The 17752-nt window shown below is 45.2% G+C and carries 10 protein-coding genes; 2 read left to right on the top strand and 8 right to left on the bottom strand.

The annotated features are described in order from the left end of the window. Positions 1-12 precede the first annotated feature (12 nt). From nasC to KJS52_RS11395, 3 genes are read right to left on the bottom strand one after another with little or no spacing between them, the layout of a single operon-like run. Positions 13-2142, bottom strand: a complete 2130-nt coding sequence (gene nasC / locus KJS52_RS11405; RefSeq protein WP_444980913.1) for an assimilatory nitrate reductase catalytic subunit NasC — start codon at positions 2140-2142, stop codon at positions 13-15. Then, complete coding sequence (gene nirB / locus KJS52_RS11400; RefSeq protein ID WP_213515047.1) at positions 2133-4262, bottom strand: nitrite reductase large subunit NirB; 2130 nt, start codon at positions 4260-4262, stop codon at positions 2133-2135. Before nirB ends, nasC begins: the two co-directional genes overlap by 10 nt. A 39-nt stretch (positions 4263-4301) precedes the next feature. Next, positions 4302-5588, bottom strand: coding sequence for a molybdopterin molybdotransferase MoeA (locus KJS52_RS11395; protein ID WP_213515045.1), 1287 nt, complete (start codon positions 5586-5588; stop codon positions 4302-4304). Positions 5589-6410: 822 nt separating this feature from the next. Between KJS52_RS11395 and KJS52_RS11390 the strand changes: the two genes are divergently transcribed. Further along, positions 6411-7631 (top strand): nitrate/nitrite transporter, encoded by a 1221-nt coding sequence (locus tag KJS52_RS11390; RefSeq protein ID WP_213515044.1) that lies wholly within the window; start codon positions 6411-6413, stop codon positions 7629-7631. Positions 7632-7734: 103 nt separating this feature from the next. Here KJS52_RS11390 and KJS52_RS11385 read toward each other — a convergent pair whose 3' ends face one another. Beyond that, entirely contained in the window at positions 7735-8544 is an 810-nt protein-coding gene (locus KJS52_RS11385; RefSeq protein WP_213515042.1) for a phytanoyl-CoA dioxygenase family protein, read from the bottom strand. A gap of 164 nt (positions 8545-8708) precedes the next feature. Between KJS52_RS11385 and KJS52_RS11380 the strand changes: the two genes are divergently transcribed. Then, the gene (locus tag KJS52_RS11380) at positions 8709-9527 is read left to right on the top strand and encodes a helix-turn-helix domain-containing protein (protein ID WP_213515040.1); all 819 of its coding nucleotides are present in this window, start codon (positions 8709-8711) and stop codon (positions 9525-9527) included. Here the strand turns inward: KJS52_RS11380 and KJS52_RS11375 are convergent. From KJS52_RS11375 to KJS52_RS11360, 4 genes are all read right to left on the bottom strand, one after another. Then, entirely contained in the window at positions 9519-10238 is a 720-nt protein-coding gene (locus KJS52_RS11375; protein WP_213515038.1) for a hypothetical protein, read from the bottom strand. The two genes, KJS52_RS11380 and KJS52_RS11375, sit on opposite strands and share 9 nt — an antisense overlap. A gap of 54 nt (positions 10239-10292) precedes the next feature. Beyond that, on the bottom strand, positions 10293-11720 hold the full coding sequence (locus tag KJS52_RS11370) for an N-acetylmuramoyl-L-alanine amidase (RefSeq protein ID WP_246563435.1): 1428 nt from the start codon (positions 11718-11720) through the stop codon (positions 10293-10295). Between the two features lie 1658 nt (positions 11721-13378). Beyond that, complete coding sequence (locus tag KJS52_RS11365; protein WP_246563433.1) at positions 13379-14275, bottom strand: sugar phosphate isomerase/epimerase family protein; 897 nt, start codon at positions 14273-14275, stop codon at positions 13379-13381. A 1084-nt stretch (positions 14276-15359) separates the two neighbouring features. Then, positions 15360-17471 carry a copper amine oxidase N-terminal domain-containing protein gene (locus KJS52_RS11360; protein ID WP_213515036.1) on the bottom strand — a complete coding sequence of 704 codons (2112 nt, stop codon included), beginning with the start codon at positions 17469-17471 and terminating at the stop codon, positions 15360-15362. Positions 17472-17752 lie beyond the last annotated feature (281 nt).

Here is a 17752-nt window from a genome sequence, read left to right as displayed (position 1 = left end):
GCAGACGGCAGATTAATCCGTATAAGCTCTAATCGAAACCGCGCAGGCTTTAAAGTCGGGCATTTTGCAGTTGGGGTCGAGCAGCGGATTAGTTGAAAGATTGACATTTTGAACGCCGCCCCAATGCATAGGCGCAAATACCGTATCCTCACGGATTGCTTTGGAAAACCTGCTGCGCACTACGAAGCTGCCGCGTCTCGATTGCACCTCGACCAAAGCACCATCGGCGATCCGGTATTTTTTTGCCGTTTGCGGATGAATTTCCAGCACAGCAGCCACCTCGCGCGCAATTAGCGAATGACTTCGTCTCGTTTGTACCCCTGTCAAATAATGCGGCAGCAGCCGGCCATTAGTAAGAATTAAAGGAAATTGCTCATCTGTTTGCTCCGAGCCAGCACTCATCACAAGCTCGGCAAATACGGCGCGTCCGTCTGGATGAGCAAAGCTTTCTTCAAACAATCTGGCTGTGCCGGGATGCTCAGGCGCTGGACACGGCCAGTAAATTCCCTCTTCCTTTCTAAGGCGCTCATAGGTAATGCCGTAATAGTCGGCAGCTCCCCCTTGACTGGCGCGCCGCAGCTCTTCAAATATCGACTCAGCGGAATGAAAGGCAAACTTATCGCCCTTGCCAAGCAGTTCCGCAAGCGCGCACAGCACCTGCCAGTCATCACGAGCTTCGCCGGGCGCTGGAAGTGCTTTTTCCCGCAGCAGCACGCGTCCCTCCAAATTCGTCAGCGTGCCTTCATTTTCCAAATATGCGGTAACAGGCAGCACAACGTCCGCCAGCTTCGCAGTTTCGGACATGAGCATATCGGCGACAACTAAAAAATCAAGCCCGCGTATTCCTTCCTCTACATAGCCTGCATTCGGATTTGATACGATCGGATTGGAGCCCATAATAAATAGCGCTTTAATATCCCGTTGACAAATAAGCTCCATCATTTCATAGGCGGAAACCCCTTTGCGCGGCAGCTCCTCCGGCTCGATCCCCCATATCTTCGCAATATGCTCGCGATCCTGCTCATTTTCAATCAAGCGGTAGCCGGGCAGCTGATCCGCTTTCTGTCCATGCTCTCTGCCGCCCTGCCCGTTTCCTTGTCCGGTAACGGCCCCATAGCCGCAGCCTTCTCTGCCTATTTTTCCGGTAGCGAGCGCCAAATTAAGAAAATTTCGAACTGCAATATGACCATCCGCGTGCTGTTCAACACCTCTGGCCGTGAAAATCATGCCGCTTTTCGCTTTGCTGTAGAGAGAAGCTGCTAGCCGAATATCTTTCTCTGAAATGTCCGTCGCCTGCGCCACTTCGCCAAGCTGCACTGATTCCAGCTGCTGCAGCACGGCTGCAATGCCTTTCGTCCGCTCGCGAATAAACGCTTCGTCCAGCCCGCCTTCCTCTACAATCGCCTTTAGCAAGCCGCTTGCCAGCAGCGCATCCGTTCCAGGCTTCACCTTCAAATGCAAATCAGCAAGCTCTGCGGTTGCCGTCCGCCGCGGATCAATTACGATAATAGCAGCGCCGTTTTCCTTCGCTTTCGTGAAATAAGGCATTAGCGTAGGCTGACATTCGGCGATGTTGGTACCGGCCAAAATGATGCATTCCGTAAAAGGAATTTCATCCAGTCGATTGGTCAAGCCTCGATCCACCCCAAACGTCTTCACTGCTGCCGAAGCTGCTGCGGACATGCAGAAACGGCCGTTATAGTCGATATAGCGCGTGCGCAGCGCTACTCGAGCGAATTTGCCAAGCAGGTACGCCGTTTCATTGGTGAGTGAGCCGCCGCCGTATACACCGACCGCGTCCGCACCATGCTCCTCTTGAATGGCAGTCAGCTGCGAGGCAATGACGAAGAGCGCCTCCTCCCATGAAGCCTGAACGAATACGCCATTCCTTTTAATTAACGGCTGAGTGAGCCGTTCCTTGCTAGTCGCGTGTTGATAGGCATTCATTCCTTTAACACATAAGCGTCCTTCTGAAGCTTTATTCATCAGACCCTCGACTTTTATCGCTGCTTCGGCGGCTCCTTGCTGCTCTGTAAACTCGATTTGCATCTTGCATTGCACACTGCAAAAAGGACATTGCGAGTGCACCAGATTTTTCACTTCCATCGCCATAATCTTCACCTGCCTATTTGCTAAATAAATGCTGAAGCGGTCGTTCCCGCTCTGTTCATTTGATCCTGCCAGCTTAGCTGCAGCTTTTTCCGCTCTTGCGGATTATGCAGCTGCTCACGAATATTCATAATGCCCAATCTATCAAGCCACTCCCATACTGTTTCACCGTAATAAGCAGACTCTCTATACCACTCAATAGCGCTGACAGCTATATCCAAAATCTGCTCTACGGACGACTCAATCGAGAGCAGCTGAGCTTGACGAAGCGGCAGCTCCGCATGTCCGCCAATATATAGCTCCCAGCCAGCAGGAGCAGCGACAAGGCCGAAACCGCTAACGAGCACGCCTGCCGGAAAACGGGTACCGCCTGAAATGGCAATTGTGACCTTTGCCGGCATTGGAAAGGATGCAAAGCTCATCTCCAGCTGCTCCTTAAGCAAGCCCGCTTCAAATGATGCTATCCCCGGCTTCGCCTCAGCCTCGCATGCCAGCTGAATCGAAGCGCCTAGCGGAAATAGGCTTTGGCTAGCATCTATTAATCTTCTATTATGACTGCTAGCTTTTGCATGAACCGTCCAATAGTATTGAAGGGCTGGCTGACAAACTGCGCAGCCAGCCTGCGTTTTCCAATTCAGCCTGCTCATCACCTGCGAAGGCTCAAGTGCTAATCCGCGAGTAATCTCGCTTATTAATGCGGGATGATCAACTGTGCTGCAGCCGCAGACAGGCTCCAGCTCCTCTGGCTCCAGCTCTGGTGATTCAAGTGCTATCCGTATTACCGCTTCGACTAAAGGGCGGCAGCCGCCACAAGAGCCTGATGCCTTTGTTTTTTCGCGAACCTGTTCAATGGTTTCAAGCCCATCCCTGCACACCGCGCTTACAATGTCGGCTTTGCAGACGCCATTGCAGGAGCAAACCGTATCCTTCGGCGCTAGTGCCGCCGCTGCATCATCATTCGCATTGGTCGCCTGCTCGCGATATAATTCAGACACAGGCGAGCGCTTTTGAATAAGGAACAGCAAATGCGAGGCTTCGTTAATGTCGCCGTACAGAATCGCTCCAGTAACTTTTCCGCCGCTCATCGTTACCTTTTTGTAGCTTCCTTTAATCGCATCATACATTTGCAGCGCGGTTTGCTGAGAACCATCGTAGCTGTTGCCTGCCGAGAACAGATCAATCCCGGAAATTTTCAATTGGGCTGACGGCACTGTGCCGCGATACGGTTCGGTTTTCACACCGCATAAGACTCGAGCCAGCACCTTTCCCTGCTCATAAAGTGGCGCTACGAGCCCGTATACGATGCCTTGATGCTCAGCGCATTCGCCGACCGCATAAACATCGGCAATATTGGTCTGCATATAATCATCGACAATAAAAGCACGATTCGCCTGAAGTCCACTGCCTTCTGCCAGCTCGATCCGCGGCTTTATGCCGACTGCAAACACGATATAGTCGACGGCAAGCTTCGTCCCGTCATCAAATAACAATCCTTTCGCACGGCCTCGGCCGATAATTTTTTCGGTCCGCTTATTTAGCAAAAAGCGCATCCCTTGGCCTTCCAGCTCTTTTCGCAGCAGCTCGGAGGAAAAAGGGTCGAGCTGACGATTCATAATATAAGGTGCGTTGTGGACGATATGAACCTCCATGCCTAAATTGAGCAAGCCTTTTGCTGCTTCAAGACCGAGAATCCCTCCTCCGATCACGGCTGCTCGTTGATAAAGCTTGGCTGCTTCCATCATCGCAAGGCAGTCCTGAATATTGCGAAACCCTGTTACGCCTGCTTTATCTACGCCAGGAAGCCTGGGAATAAACGCCGAGGAGCCCGTTGCCAAAATAAGCCGATCATACGCTGTTTTTACCCCTTTGTCGGTTTCAACCAGCTTTGCTCTCGTATCAATTTTAGTAACAGCTGTCCCTGTATGAAGCTGTATTCCTTTCTCCTCGTACCACGACCAATTATGGATCATAATATCATCGAACGACGAATTCCCCTGCAGCACCTTCGACAGCATGATTCGGTTGTAATTAGGGTACGGCTCGCTGCCAAACACTGTAATTTCATACTTCGAATCATCGATGCTCAGCAGCTCTTCTATACATTTCATTCCCGCCATTCCATTTCCAATAACGACTAGCTTTTGTTTATTCATGTTCGATCTGCAACCTCCATTCATGATACAGCGCCACGCTTAGAAGCCAGCTAGCGGGAGCAGGCTTACCGTTTCTCCCTTAACGGCCCCGCGCGCTCCCGGCGGGATGACAGCCAAAGCATTAGCATGTGCAAACGCAGCAATGTTGCCAGATCGATCTCGGCCCAGTGGCTCTACGAACAGCCGTTCCTCCTGCCAATAAGCAATCGAGCGCACAAATCTAGTAAAAGGACTCGACTTATCTAAACCAGAGGCGAGTGTTCCTTGGAGAAAACGATTTTTATAGTCTATATATCCGGCTGCCTTCAGTACCGTTGGCTTAACGAGCAGCTCCAGACCTGCAAAGCAAGCGGAAGGATTGCCTGATAGCGAAATAATTAGCCTGTTATCGGCAATAAAGCCGGAGGTTGGCTTGCCGGGACGCATCAGCACCTTGCGAAATAAGGCTGAGCCTCCTGCTGCCTCCGCCGCTTGTGCGACAAAGTCGTAGTCGCCAACCGAAACACCGCCAATCGTAATGATCAAATCATACTGGCTGAGCGCGAGTGTTAGCGCATCTGCAATTGCTTCTACATCATCGGGTACTGGCGCAAAGCGCTGGACAACTGCTCCTAGCTCCTGCAAGCGCGCAGCAGCCATATAGCTGTTCGCATCATAAATATGATAGGGAATGAAAGAATCGCCAGGCGACAACAGCTCATCCCCGACAGGGATTACCGCAACCTTTGGCTTTTCGTAAACGGATACCTGCGCTTGACCGAAGGAAGCAAGAATCGCAATTTCCTTTGCATGGAGCACCTTCCCGCTCGCAAGCGCCATCGCTCCGGCCGCAATATCTTCTCCAGCCTCTGCAATATGCTCGCCTTGCCGAAATGCTTTATAAAGCTGGATGCTGCCAGGATTAAGGCGTCTTTGCTCAAGGGGGATCGCTTCCTGCACAATAAGCGTATCCCACTGCTCGGGAACCGGGGCGCCTGTAAATATTCGTGCGCTTTGGCGCTGCCCGGATTGCATTTGCTGAAATTGTGATTGCAAAGCCAAGCCAGAGCCCGCTTTAATTTCACCTACAACGGTTAACGTGGTCGGATTGTCGGGACCTGCTTCAACTAAGTCTTGCGAGCAAACGGCATATCCATCCATCGCTGCTCTGCGAAAGGGCGGCATCGGGAACGGCGTAATGAAATCGTCGGCAAGCACTCTTCCTGATGCCTCATGCAACGCAACACGCTCCGTTCTTCGCTGTGGCTCTAGCAAGCTGCACAAGCAATCAGCAGCCTCTTGGGCGGTTAATGCCTTGATGATGGTTTTGGTTTCGATTTGGGTCATACGATAATCCCCTCCTCTTTTTAGACAGAAAAAGTCCATCCTCTATGAAAGAGAACGGACATCTTTGTCACGATTACAGGCACGCCATTGTGCCATTCTTATTGGATTGTTAGTTTGATTATAATTTCCACAATTATAAATGTCAATAAAGTTAACGTAATATGGGAATGTAGTCAAGGATTATACGTGAAATTAGGGTGATATAGATAAATAAGAAAATTTGTGTAATATTTATTGACATATTCTTGACGGTCATTCTATAATGATTTTGAAATTACGAAATGTGAACTGAATGCAGACACAAAGGAGTGTCTGATAGGCAATGGGGCCGGGAGTACGCCATGGATATAGGCGCACTACGGCCTTTTCTTTTTTTAGCAGTAGTTCAAAAAGCACGACTTTGATGACGAGGTTGGGCGTTGTAGCGGATTCGACGGCGAAGATTGAACGCTAGCGAAAATTCCGGTGCTCATGTAGCTTGTGCCTACGCTGCGCTCCTCATTTTCTACTAGCGTCCAATCTTCTTGGTCCTGAAAGCCCTGCTTTTTGAACACTTATTGGAAGAAGAAGTTCAAAAAGCACGACTTTGATGACGAGGTGATGCGTTGTAGCGGATTCGACGGCGAAGATTGAACGCTAGCGAAAATTCCGGCGCTCACGTAGCTTGTGCCACGGCTAGCGCTCCTCGTTTTCTACTAGCGCCCAATCTTCTTGGTCCTGAAAGCCCTGCTTTTTGAACCTACTACTCTATGTTGTGCAATTGAAGAAAAGAGAAAGAAAAAAATTTATATGTTGGAGGGATTTACTATGGAGAGTAAAAGCATGGAGAATAAAAGTTTTTGGAATAGCGGCCATAAGCCATCTCTTTTCGGGGCGTTTCTGTATTTTGATTTTAGCTTTATGGTATGGGTGCTAATTGGACCGCTAAGTGTATTGATCGCTAATGATTATGATATGACGGCAGCGCAAAAGGCTAATCTGGTTGCTCTGCCTATTCTGGGCGGCTCTATTCTGCGTATCGTATTCGGCTTTCTTACCGATTATATCGGGCCGAAACGTACCGGTCAGCTTGGCATGATTTTAACGCTGCTGCCGTTACTTTGGGGCTGGAAGTTTATAGGCTCGCTTGGCGATTTATATATCGTTGCCCTGCTGCTCGGAGTCGCGGGCGCTTCATTTGCTGCTGCTTTGCCGCTTGCAAGCCGCTGGTATCCGCCAGAATATCAAGGTCTGGCAATGGGGATAGCAGGTGCAGGCAATAGCGGAACGGTATTCGCCACACTGTTTGCCAATCGCTTGGCTGTTCATTTTGGTAGCTGGGAGGCTGTTTTCGGTCTCGCCATGATTCCTATCGCAATTGCGCTTATTGTCTTTACGATCTTTGCCAAGGAAGCGCCTAATCGTCCTGCTCCGAAAAAGCTTGTTCATTACTTGAATATATTGAAGCAAAGAGATACTTGGCTATTTTGCATTATGTACAGCATCACCTTCGGCGGCTTTGTCGGCTTATCGAACTACTTAACGATTTTCTTCAACGCCCAATACGGGCTTTCCGCAGTTCGTGCGGCAGATTTTACAACGTTCTGCGTCATTGCCGGAAGTCTGTTCCGACCTGTCGGCGGCTTTTTGTCTGACCGCTTGGGCGGCATAAAAATGCTCATTGTGTTATTTGCCGGAGCAGGCATTATGTTCGCCTTTGTCTCCACGATTCCAACACTTTATGCTGCACTAGCTCTGCTGTTTGTCGGAATGATGTGTCTCGGCATGGGCAATGGCTCAGTATTCCAGCTTGTTCCGCAGCGCTTCCGCGACGAAATTGGACTTATAACAGGTATTGTCGGCGCGGCTGGCGGTGTTGGCGGCTACTTGCTTCCAAATATTTTAGGAAATCTGTATCAAGCTACAGGCTCCTATACAACAGGCTTCCTCACATTAAGCGGCATTACGCTCTTAAGTGTAATTATGATGTTCGTGATCCAGGGCAAATGGAAAAAGCAATGGCTGGCGAATGGCGGTAAAGCAAGTCTGCAATCTGATATTTAAGCTTCGGAGCAAAGCTTTCATCCTTACGTTTTTCGGAAAGCTTTGCTCCTTCACTGCTGCTTTATTGAACTTCCTTCATTATTGTGCGACGAACTCGCAAGCTTTAATGCGGGTAGAACGCTTCGAACTCAATACCACAAGGACCGCCATCTGGGTTTACTTCCAGATCAACCTCGGTTCCATCGGCACGATACAACGGCTTATAAAATTGTCCGATATGGGTCGCCGATTCATTGGCATAATGGCAGATGAACGCTCTGCGGAATCGGTCCTTCGTCTTGTTGCGGTAAGAGCCATGAATCAAGTTGCCGTTGAAAAACAGCACATCCCCCGGCTCCATCACAACCGGCATCGCCTTCTGATCCTTCGGCGGTTTTACAAAATGCGTCGTAAATGATTCCTTTGCATCCGCATATTCCGGACATACGATATCATAATCCTGCGTCTTCGGCACAACCAGCAAACCGCCGTTTTCTTCATCAGCTGCATCAACGGCCGTCCAAGCGGCAATGCAGTTTCCAGGCTCCACCTTCAAATAAAAATTATCCTGATGCAGTGCCTGCCCTCTAGCTCCAGGCGGTTTATAATAGAACATGCTTTGCGCGGCAAGAGCCGGCTCCCCATACAAATCCTGCAAAATTTCGAGCACCTGTGGGTGCAGCATATACTTTTTTGCGGTTTCGTTAAAGCGATGCGGATGCATGACCCGCGGATAGCGCTTTAGCGGATCACCCGAGGCATTGCTCAAATCCGGCTCAAAAAAGCCTGGCACCACCTTTTGGCTAATTTCCTCAAACGTTTCCTCGATCTCGCTAAGCTGCTGTTGCGTGAATACCCCTTTCACAATTAGAAAGCCTTCGTTCTCGAATTGCTGTTTCTGCTCTTCACTCAATACTTGAAGCAAATAAGTCATGTAAATGCCCTCCTTTCAAATTACATTCAGTTTAATTCGTTTGCACGGGATAAGGGATTATCTATCCTGCTTAATACTCACACGATCCTGCTATCCACTGGATTTAAAATTCGCGGCGCGCTATGCTTAGCTTACAAAGCACTATAGATCAGGGGGCACTTGTAATGGAACAATTCGACGAACCTTCGCATTTTGACGGGAAAGCGTATGGGATCATTATTGCTGGACATTTTCAGGTAGATGACACTTATATGACTAGCCGGCCTCACGGTATGGACGATTGGCTGATTGCTTTTACGCTAAATGGCAGAGGCTATTTCAAGGTCGATGGAGCCGAAAGGGTTTGCGGCGAAGGAGATATTGCCTTGCTAAGACCGGATACTGCTCATGCATACGGCACAGTGAAAGGAGAAAGCTGGAATTTCGTATGGGCGCACTTTACGTCCAGGTCAGTAGGTGATCAATTATTGCCGGTCGAGCCTTTATCCGTTCACTCTTTTGAGCAAAGCTCGCTCCGTTCGCGTATCGATCAGGCTTTTCGGAGAATTCTTTCCGATTCAAGAGAAAGAAGCGAGTTATGGCATGAATTATGCGCAAACTCGCTTCGTGAAATATTAATGCTATTATCTCAATTACGCAAACAGAAGCTTGACCCGCGGGTTGCAGAGGCTCTGCACTATCTTTCGCTTAACATGCGTAGTCCAGTTCAAATCGCAAAGCTAGCGAAAATGATCGGGATCTCGCCTTCTCGCTTGTCCCATTTATTTAAAGAACAAACGGGATTATCAATCATTGATACTTTAAACCAAATGCGAATACGTCAAGCCGCCTTGCTGCTCGAGCATACGAATCGCAGCGCTTCTGAGGTTGCCTACGATGTAGGCTTTAATAACTATAATCATTTTATCGAGCAATTTCGCAAATGGCTTGGCACCAATCCGAGCGGATACCGAAAAGCAAGCAAGTCACCAAGCCTATCCTGATACAGCGGTAAGACCGCTTTCGTTGAATGCGTCAAGATCTTCAATGGACTGAATTTCCTTCAAGCTTTTACCGGAAAATTTATATTCAATGCGGCTGGAATTGTCGTCTTCGGGCTGCAAAATAAATAGCGCATTGCCAATTTCAAGCTGTTCATGCTGCTTTAGCCTGGATATCATTTCAACAATTTGCTCCAGGTCGCCCGCTTGCATGCCGCGGTTCAGTTGAAACGTCAAATCGAACTTCAAATTCGCTTCGGAGTAAGCAGTGACTTCTCCATTGCTTACTCTCACTCTGTCACCTTCCATGCAGCAGGTGAAATCGATAAAAAGAACGTCTTTAAATTCGCTGTCAACGTCGGCCAGGAGCATGTCCACATCCTCTTTCGCTTGATGCAGCCATACGATTTCTGCATAATCATCATAGTAGGCATTCGCTTGCTCCTTGCTTGGATAGACTGTAAATTCAAGTTGCTCAGCGTCTTTTGGATATACGCGCGCACTTATTGGCTCAATATTGTCCCACAAATAACTTACTTTTTTGACTACCATCTTTTCATTATACGTCTGTTCAAGATAGTTTTTTACTTTGTACTTATAAATTGCTTTTTGAATGTTTCCATATTGAAACTCCAGCACCCCTACGATTATGAGGAGTGCAAAAATACCGATACCAACTACATAAACTTTTCCGCCATTGTTCTTCCCGATCATTAGAAAACTCCCTTCTAGTGTTTAGACGCAGGTGCTGTACGGGAGGTTTCAACTTTATTCCGTTTGCGAGTCCGGCAAGTTCAGCAGCTCAGGTACCGTCACGAACGAATAACCGTCCTCACTCAGCTCGGGAATCATTTGCTTTAGTGCCTCAATCGTGTTGGCAAGATGATTTTTCCCGTTGGCGGTATGCTGCAAAACAATCCCTCCAGGGTATAATTGCTCGCGGACCAAGCCTATAATCTCCTCTGAGGATACTCCCGACCAATCCATCGTATCCACCGTCCAGTTGACGACAGCCAGATTCATTTGAGAAAGCTGATCGAGTTTATCTTGTTTAAGTGTGCCATAGGGCGGTCGAAACAGGCTAGGACGATATCCAATCGTTCTTTCAAGCAAGCTTTGCGTATCCTCGACTTCCTTTAGCGCCTCCTCCATTGAAATGTTATCGAAATTCGGATGAGACCAGGAGTGGTTGCCGATCGCATGTCCTTCATCCACGATGCGTTTCACAATGTCAGGATGGGTATTGGCCCGATTTCCTAATATAAAAAAGGTTGCTTTAACATTATGTTCCTTCAATACGTCCAAAATTTTTGGAGTAACGATTTCGTCCGGCCCATCGTCAAACGTTAATGCCACTTGTTTCCCGTCCTCCGACTTGCCGCTAAAATAAATTTTGTTGGCAGCTGCAGAAGTATCGTCTGAGGAAGTGTCGTCTGACAAAGGATCGTCTTCGCTGCGTGGAGTTCGTTGGCTAACATACTTCTTTATCCCTTCGAAAATAGCGTTGGCTGCCAAATCCTGCCCATCGCGGCTTACGATTGACTTCTCCTCTTTTTTATTAGTCAGATAGCCGACCTCTACGATCACCGCCGGCATTTGCGCCAATGACAAAACAACAAGCTGATCCTGCTTCACGCCGCGGTCGCGGGTGCCTAGCGCTGATACAACCTGCTCCTGAAGCAGCTGAGCAAGCAAGATGCTATCGTCATTGGTGTATAAAGTTTCCGTTCCGGAAACCTTCTTATCCTCGTATGTGTTGCCATGAATTGAAACGAGCACATCCGCCTTCCAATCGTTAGCGAGCGCAGCCCGATCCTCCAGCTCAATAAATTGGTCGTCCTCACGAGTTAATCGCACCTCAAACATCGGGTCCTGATCAAGCAGTTGAGACACTCGCTTAGCCAGTGACAGATTAAACTCCTTTTCATAAGCACCACTTGCTCCCGTTGCTCCTGGATCACTGCCGCCATGACCCGCATCAATCACAATCCGAAATACAGCTTGATTCGGGTCCACTGCTTCGCCCGCTTCAGATAGTGATTTGTCGGATTTCTCCGTCGGATGCGAGCTCGACTCTGCTTTAGTAAAATTTAAATTCCTAACTACTCCAATCGTAAGAACGACAACAAATAATAGCATTAAAATGTATAGCCCTTTTATTGAATTATGTTTTTTGCGGTAACCAGGATTAGCCATTGTTCCTCCTTGTAAGTTCTAAGTTCGTTTTCTATGAATTAAAGTTAATAGAAGAATACACGCTGGAAATAAAGATCATATGCAGACAGAATAAAAATCAACTAGGGCGTGTCTGAGAACTCCGAAGACAGCCAATTTTGCCGAATTTTCGTTCCATGCAAGGCGCGTTTGTGAAGGCGTACCGGGCGTACGTCAAGCAAACGGAACGAAGCAGGGGGCGAAAAGGCGGTGAAAGGGGCCTCTGAGCGGGTTTTCAGACACGCCCTAAACGATGCACTCGGTATGCGCAACATATTCGTTGCCAACTACGCTACAACGAAAAAGAAAACCACATCAAAGCTGAGCCATTTATAATCATTCAGCGTTTCGGAATAAGCATTCCATCAGTCGCTTTTTAAATACTGATGCTTTTTTAGTAAGATAGGTTGCATCAGCATTTAAAGACGACCCTTTCCTTTTTCGCAACTTTGAATTTCCTCCTACGTTCGAGGTTCAAAAAGCAGGGCTTTCAGGACCAAGAAGATGGCACGATACTAGAAAACGAGGAGCGCAGCGTAGGCACTTACTACGTGAGCACCGCAGTTTTCGGTAGCGAGACATATTCGCCGTCGACTCCGCAACAGAGAAGTTACATCGTCATCAAAGCCCTGCTTTTTGAATTTCCTCTTCCAATCGAGGTTCAAAAAGCAGGGCTTTCAGGACCAAGAAGATGGCACGATACTAGAAAACGAGGAGCACAGCGTAGGCACTTACTACGTGAGCACCGCAGTTTTCGGTAGCGTGACATATTCGCCGTCGACTCCGCAACAGAGAAGTTACATCGTCATCAAAGTCCTGCTTTTTGAATTTCCTCTTCCAATCGAGGTTCAAAAAGCAGGGCTTTCAGGACCAAGAAGCTTGGACGCTAGTAGAAAATGAGGAGCGCTGCGTAGGCACTTGCTACGTGAGCACCGGAATTTTCGCTAGCGTTCAAGATTCGCCGTCGAATCCACTACAACGCATAACATCGTCATCAAAGTCCTGCTTTTTGAACTTCCTCTTCCAATCGAGGTTCAAAAAGCAGGGCTTTCAGGACCAAGAAGCTTGGACGCTAGTAGAAAATGAGGAGCGCAGCGTAGGCAAAATGCTACGTGAGCACCGCAGTTTTCGCTAGCGTTCAAGATTCGACGTCGACTAGACTACAAAGAAGCCGCATCGTCATCAAAGTCCTGCTTTTTGAACTTCCTCTTCCAATCGAGGTTCAAAAAGCAGGGCTTTCAGGACCAAGAAGCTTGGACGCTAGTAGAAAATGAGGAGCGCAGCGTAGATAGACCTACGTGAGCACCGGAATTTTCGCTAGCGTTCAAGATTCGACGTCGAATCCGCAACAGAGAAGTTACATCGTCATCAAAGTCCTGCTTTTTGAACATCCTCTATGAACTTCCTTTAGTATAGAGGATATATGTAACCAACTCCCGTACAACTTGTAAACAAGTTGTAAGAATTTCTATTAAATTTACAACTTATTAGCCAAAGCAAAAACGAGCAGCAATCAGGAGTTAATTTTCCTGATTACTGCTCGTAAAAAAAGGCGACAATGAAAACAAGCCGAGGCTTGACATCAGCAGATATTCGTTACATCACATTGAACAAAATGACATAATTCAACCAACAAGGATTCAATAATTGCTGTTAACCTCTGTCCAAATACGTCGGGCCATTCTCATGAAGAACAACGACTGCTCCCAGCGGTCACTTATTTCGCGCCTACGATCCCCATTTTCGTCAGTCGTAATCGCATATGGTGGAGGCCCTAGTTCCACAACAAACGGAAAAATATCCCCTTGACTAGCAGAGTCGCACCAATGTCTCATGCCGCTATGCCACCAGCGTTCGAAATGCTGTAGCATCGCATGTTCGCCTCGGGCACCAACATCTACCTGAATCTGCTCACCGTTCGACACTCTCGAATGGATTGCCGAAGTACGCGGGAGCAATTTCTGGATATGAGATTCCGTTTCTTCACTGATAGTATGCATTTCGCCGGCTACCACATAATGCGACAGATCGATCGTAAGCCGTAAAGTTTCCAGTGATTCTATGTAAGAGATCGTACGCAGCAAATCTTGTGTAATGGTTCCGCGATGCGTCTCAACATAAGCAGGAATTCCAGCTGCAGCAGATAATTTATCAAGTTCACGCAGCAATTCAACAGCTTTTTCGCCAATCACAAATGGAGTCATGACCTGAACATTAATATGCTGAATCCGCCCATATTGCTTGGCACGTTGCAAGAACTCGACCATATCCTCAGGAGTTCTTGGATAGGTATTAACGCTTAATTTTAATCCATAATAGTCAAGCAGTTGATTCCATTTGCCTTCATCCTCAGGGGAAGGTATAAAACCATTTATTCCATCAAAACCTGCCTCTGCTATCAACTCGAATCGTTGTTCCAAAGATAGCTCCTGACCGTTTCCTGCTAGCCCCGTCATCCCCCACCACGACATATGAACCTCAAGGCTTGGTGGACATAGCTTCTCCATCGTAATAACCTCTCCCTCATAACTATTCATATTTAGTGTATTGCAGTTGACGTTGCCAAGGTAGTAGCGATTCTGCTTTTCAGTCACACGATTCTGCAATTTATTTATTCACTGGTGCTAATGGACTAAAATATACTAAAGTGTTCCAACCATCGTATATAAAAGAATTTTGAAATTGGGTTAAATTTTGAAGCCACTTTACAGATTTTCGAAACAATTCACCAATGCCTTTGTGCAATTTCGTTATCAGCTTGTTAAGAAAAGCTCATTAAACAAGAAGCGGTCTTTATCGATGGCACTAAGATTGAAGCGAATGCGAATAAGTTTCAGTTTGTGTGGAAGAGGGCAGTGGAAAAGCACCATGCTCGGTTAATCGAACAGTCCAAATCAATTGTGCACGGAACTATTTGTAGCGCATATTCTGCCTGAAATAGAGCGAGAACGTGAAGATGAACTTTCTGTTAAAGAACTTGGACAAGTCGTGGAGAAACTTGAAAAGGTTGCACTGAAAACATAAATAAATCCACGACTCCGGTTGAGCGAAAACAACATCGTCGTGAGCGTAAAGTACCAAAAGAGCACCCTAAGAAAGTGCGTGAATGGCTTAAACGTAAGCAAAACTATGAGAATCAGCGTAAGATTTTAGGAGCACGCAATAGTTTTTCCAAAACGGATTGTGATGCCACCATTATGCGTGTGAAAGACGATTATATGAAGAATGGGAGTCTGTCGATTTAACCGAGTAACGGGCATATGATACGAAAGAGGACGGTTATACTTGTCCGAATGAGGAAGCAGGTCAAGTTCGTTAGGCATACCTATCACAAGGTTAAACAGGCTTTCAGCGAAACTTTAATGTATATGAATGTGAGGATTATACAGAGGCTGTCCCTTTCGATTAGACTGTACCAAAGCAGAGACGAGAGACAACCGTACCCTCAAACACAAGGGGAATGGCAGTAAATCTAAGACAATATGTAAGGAGGGCGTAGATTTTCACTCCCAATGGTAAACCAAAAAACAATGACGGTGAAATCTTGGCGATTTCACCGTCATTGCTTAATTTAGAGACTGGTTATGTCCCAACCTCTTTGTATTGATTTTAGTTATTCTTTTAATCAAGAAAAGTAAGAATTTTATGCACGTAACCTTCTTTTAATGTTATCTTTGCATTAAGAAATGCCACCGGGAATTTTTCTTCATCATACAGAACGAAATATACATCATTTACTCGATATCTAAAATACTCTAATCTAGGATAGGCATTGCCATATATATAGAGTACATTATTGATAGGGAATTTTTCATCGTGTCTAAGATAATCAGTATAAGATGGTTGTCTGCCTCTTGATCTAACAAAATCATATGTCTCCTTACCGTATTTAGCCTTAGGTATTGCTGAAAGGTCAGCTATACCCGCATATAGAGCGACAAATCCACCCTCAAATCTATTTTTAACTAACCATTCTTGATCATACTGATTAAAAGTTATTTTATATTTTGAACCATCAATAACAGGAAGCAGATGCGTGTCATATTTGTAGATAGTATCGTACAGATATCGATCTCCACGTTTTATTCTTATTATAATGTTACTCGTTTGATTAGGTGTATCAAGTATCACTTTTGCATTAGTATAATTTTTAAATTCGTAAAATGCTTTGGGGTTAGTTCCGTATTTAAAATTAATGTATATAGGCTTTTTATTCGATGTAAGTGAAGCAGGGATTGTAATAGAGACTATATCATTTGGCAGTAGAGGTTCAATGAGTCTAAAAGAATTTTCATTTAAGTAAAATAAATCTGCAGTAAAATGATTTTTATCAATAATAAACTGATATTTATTTGTTATATAGGTTTCAGGATTATACATTTCAACATTAATTTCAATACGTGTAGTTGTATAAGGATCAAAAATTAGTTTATACTCTTTACCCGTTATTGCTTTTTCGTCAAAATAAAGTGATTCTGTCTTGATAGAATTTTCGTAAGCGCTAAAACGATAATCAGGAGAAGTTATCTTAACAGAAAAATTCACTTCTAATCCCTCTAAAAAATCAAATTTAATTGTTTGTTTATTGAGTTTTTCCCAATTTTCCCTTGATACCGTAGTAATATAATGATTTTTATCGCTATTAAAAGTGCCACTAGTATAATTGGTTGTTAAAGTCACATTGTTCCGGTAAGTTATATATTTAGGAAAATAATCATTAGCAACATAATCCCATTTAAGGCTTGGCAAAGATGAAATCGAAAATTTATCTAACACCGTAGGTGCAGTTTTCAATGGTGAATTTGAATTATAGTCAGGATTACTGAACGTAAAGCCTGTATGTAGTTTTTCTTTTGGTACCTCAATTGGGATTAGAACTAGATCAATGAATTTGTAATTACTATCGTAGAATGCGATGTAATGGTCTATATGTTGATCAGTTGTTTTGGTATTCCCATTATTTACATCTGCTGAATCCCAAATATAATATCTTTTGATCGGATCCCAATCCTTTGTGAAATCTAAAGTTTCACTCCTTTCATATAAGCTAGAATAATATTGATCTCTATATATATCATCCATATTAATTCCATTCTCTCGCCCAATTCCTTTTAATTTAAACCCTTTATAGTAAACTGCATTTGGATATTTTGTTTTGTAGTAATCCTCATATATGATTAGTCCATAATAATAGCCCAAGCTATTTATTTTTTCCTTGTAATATTCGTCGTCATAATATTCGATTTCGTAATCTTGAGACGTTAACACTACAGGCTTTATCTTAGAGATATTATTTACAACTACTGCTTCACCTATATATCGGTTATAAGTTACCTTATATTCAAATGCATCGGTGAGAAATTTAAGAGGCACGTAGGTGACACCATCTACTACCGTAGGTGCTAAAGATAGAGTTACATTTTTTTTATTTAACTTAACTATTTTACTGTTAATTGTAAATTCAATGCTAGTATCATGTTTTGTTGCAGTAACCGTATTGGCAGAAGTCTTTTTTACTGTCACTCCCATATATGAAGCGAGTTCTCGTAATGGCACCATTAACGTTCCATTAAAGTCACGAAGATTTCCATTATCGAAATCGAAAGACTTGCCCTCAAAAATTAAATCTACCTCTTTACCAAATTCTTTTATACTCGTATTCGCCGAAGCAATTTGAGCAAAACAGATCACAAAAAATACTAGAACAAAAATAAAGGCAACTTTTTTCTTCATAACAATCTCCTTATTTAGATTTAAAAGCTTTAATGAGAAATAAGTGTACTTAGTGCAAATAAAATATCCATCTATTAACAACTACAACAAAATAAAGAGTTTGTAAAGATCCAATTTACAGATTATATTCTCAATAAATAGAGGTAATACAGCGATGAAGGAAACGTAGCGAATCGATTCATGCTTTTCAGGAATTACTGAAGCAGCAGATGAGGGTAGTGGAAAACAAGAGTGACGTTTATCCGTCAATAATGGAAAAGGCGTAAAAAGTGTAGCATCAG

It is taken from the genome of Paenibacillus montaniterrae (genome assembly GCF_018403185.1).
Lineage (GTDB): Bacteria > Bacillota > Bacilli > Paenibacillales > Paenibacillaceae > Pristimantibacillus > Pristimantibacillus montaniterrae.
Note: the sequence above shows the minus strand (reverse complement) of the source record. Positions and strands in the feature narration are given on the sequence as shown.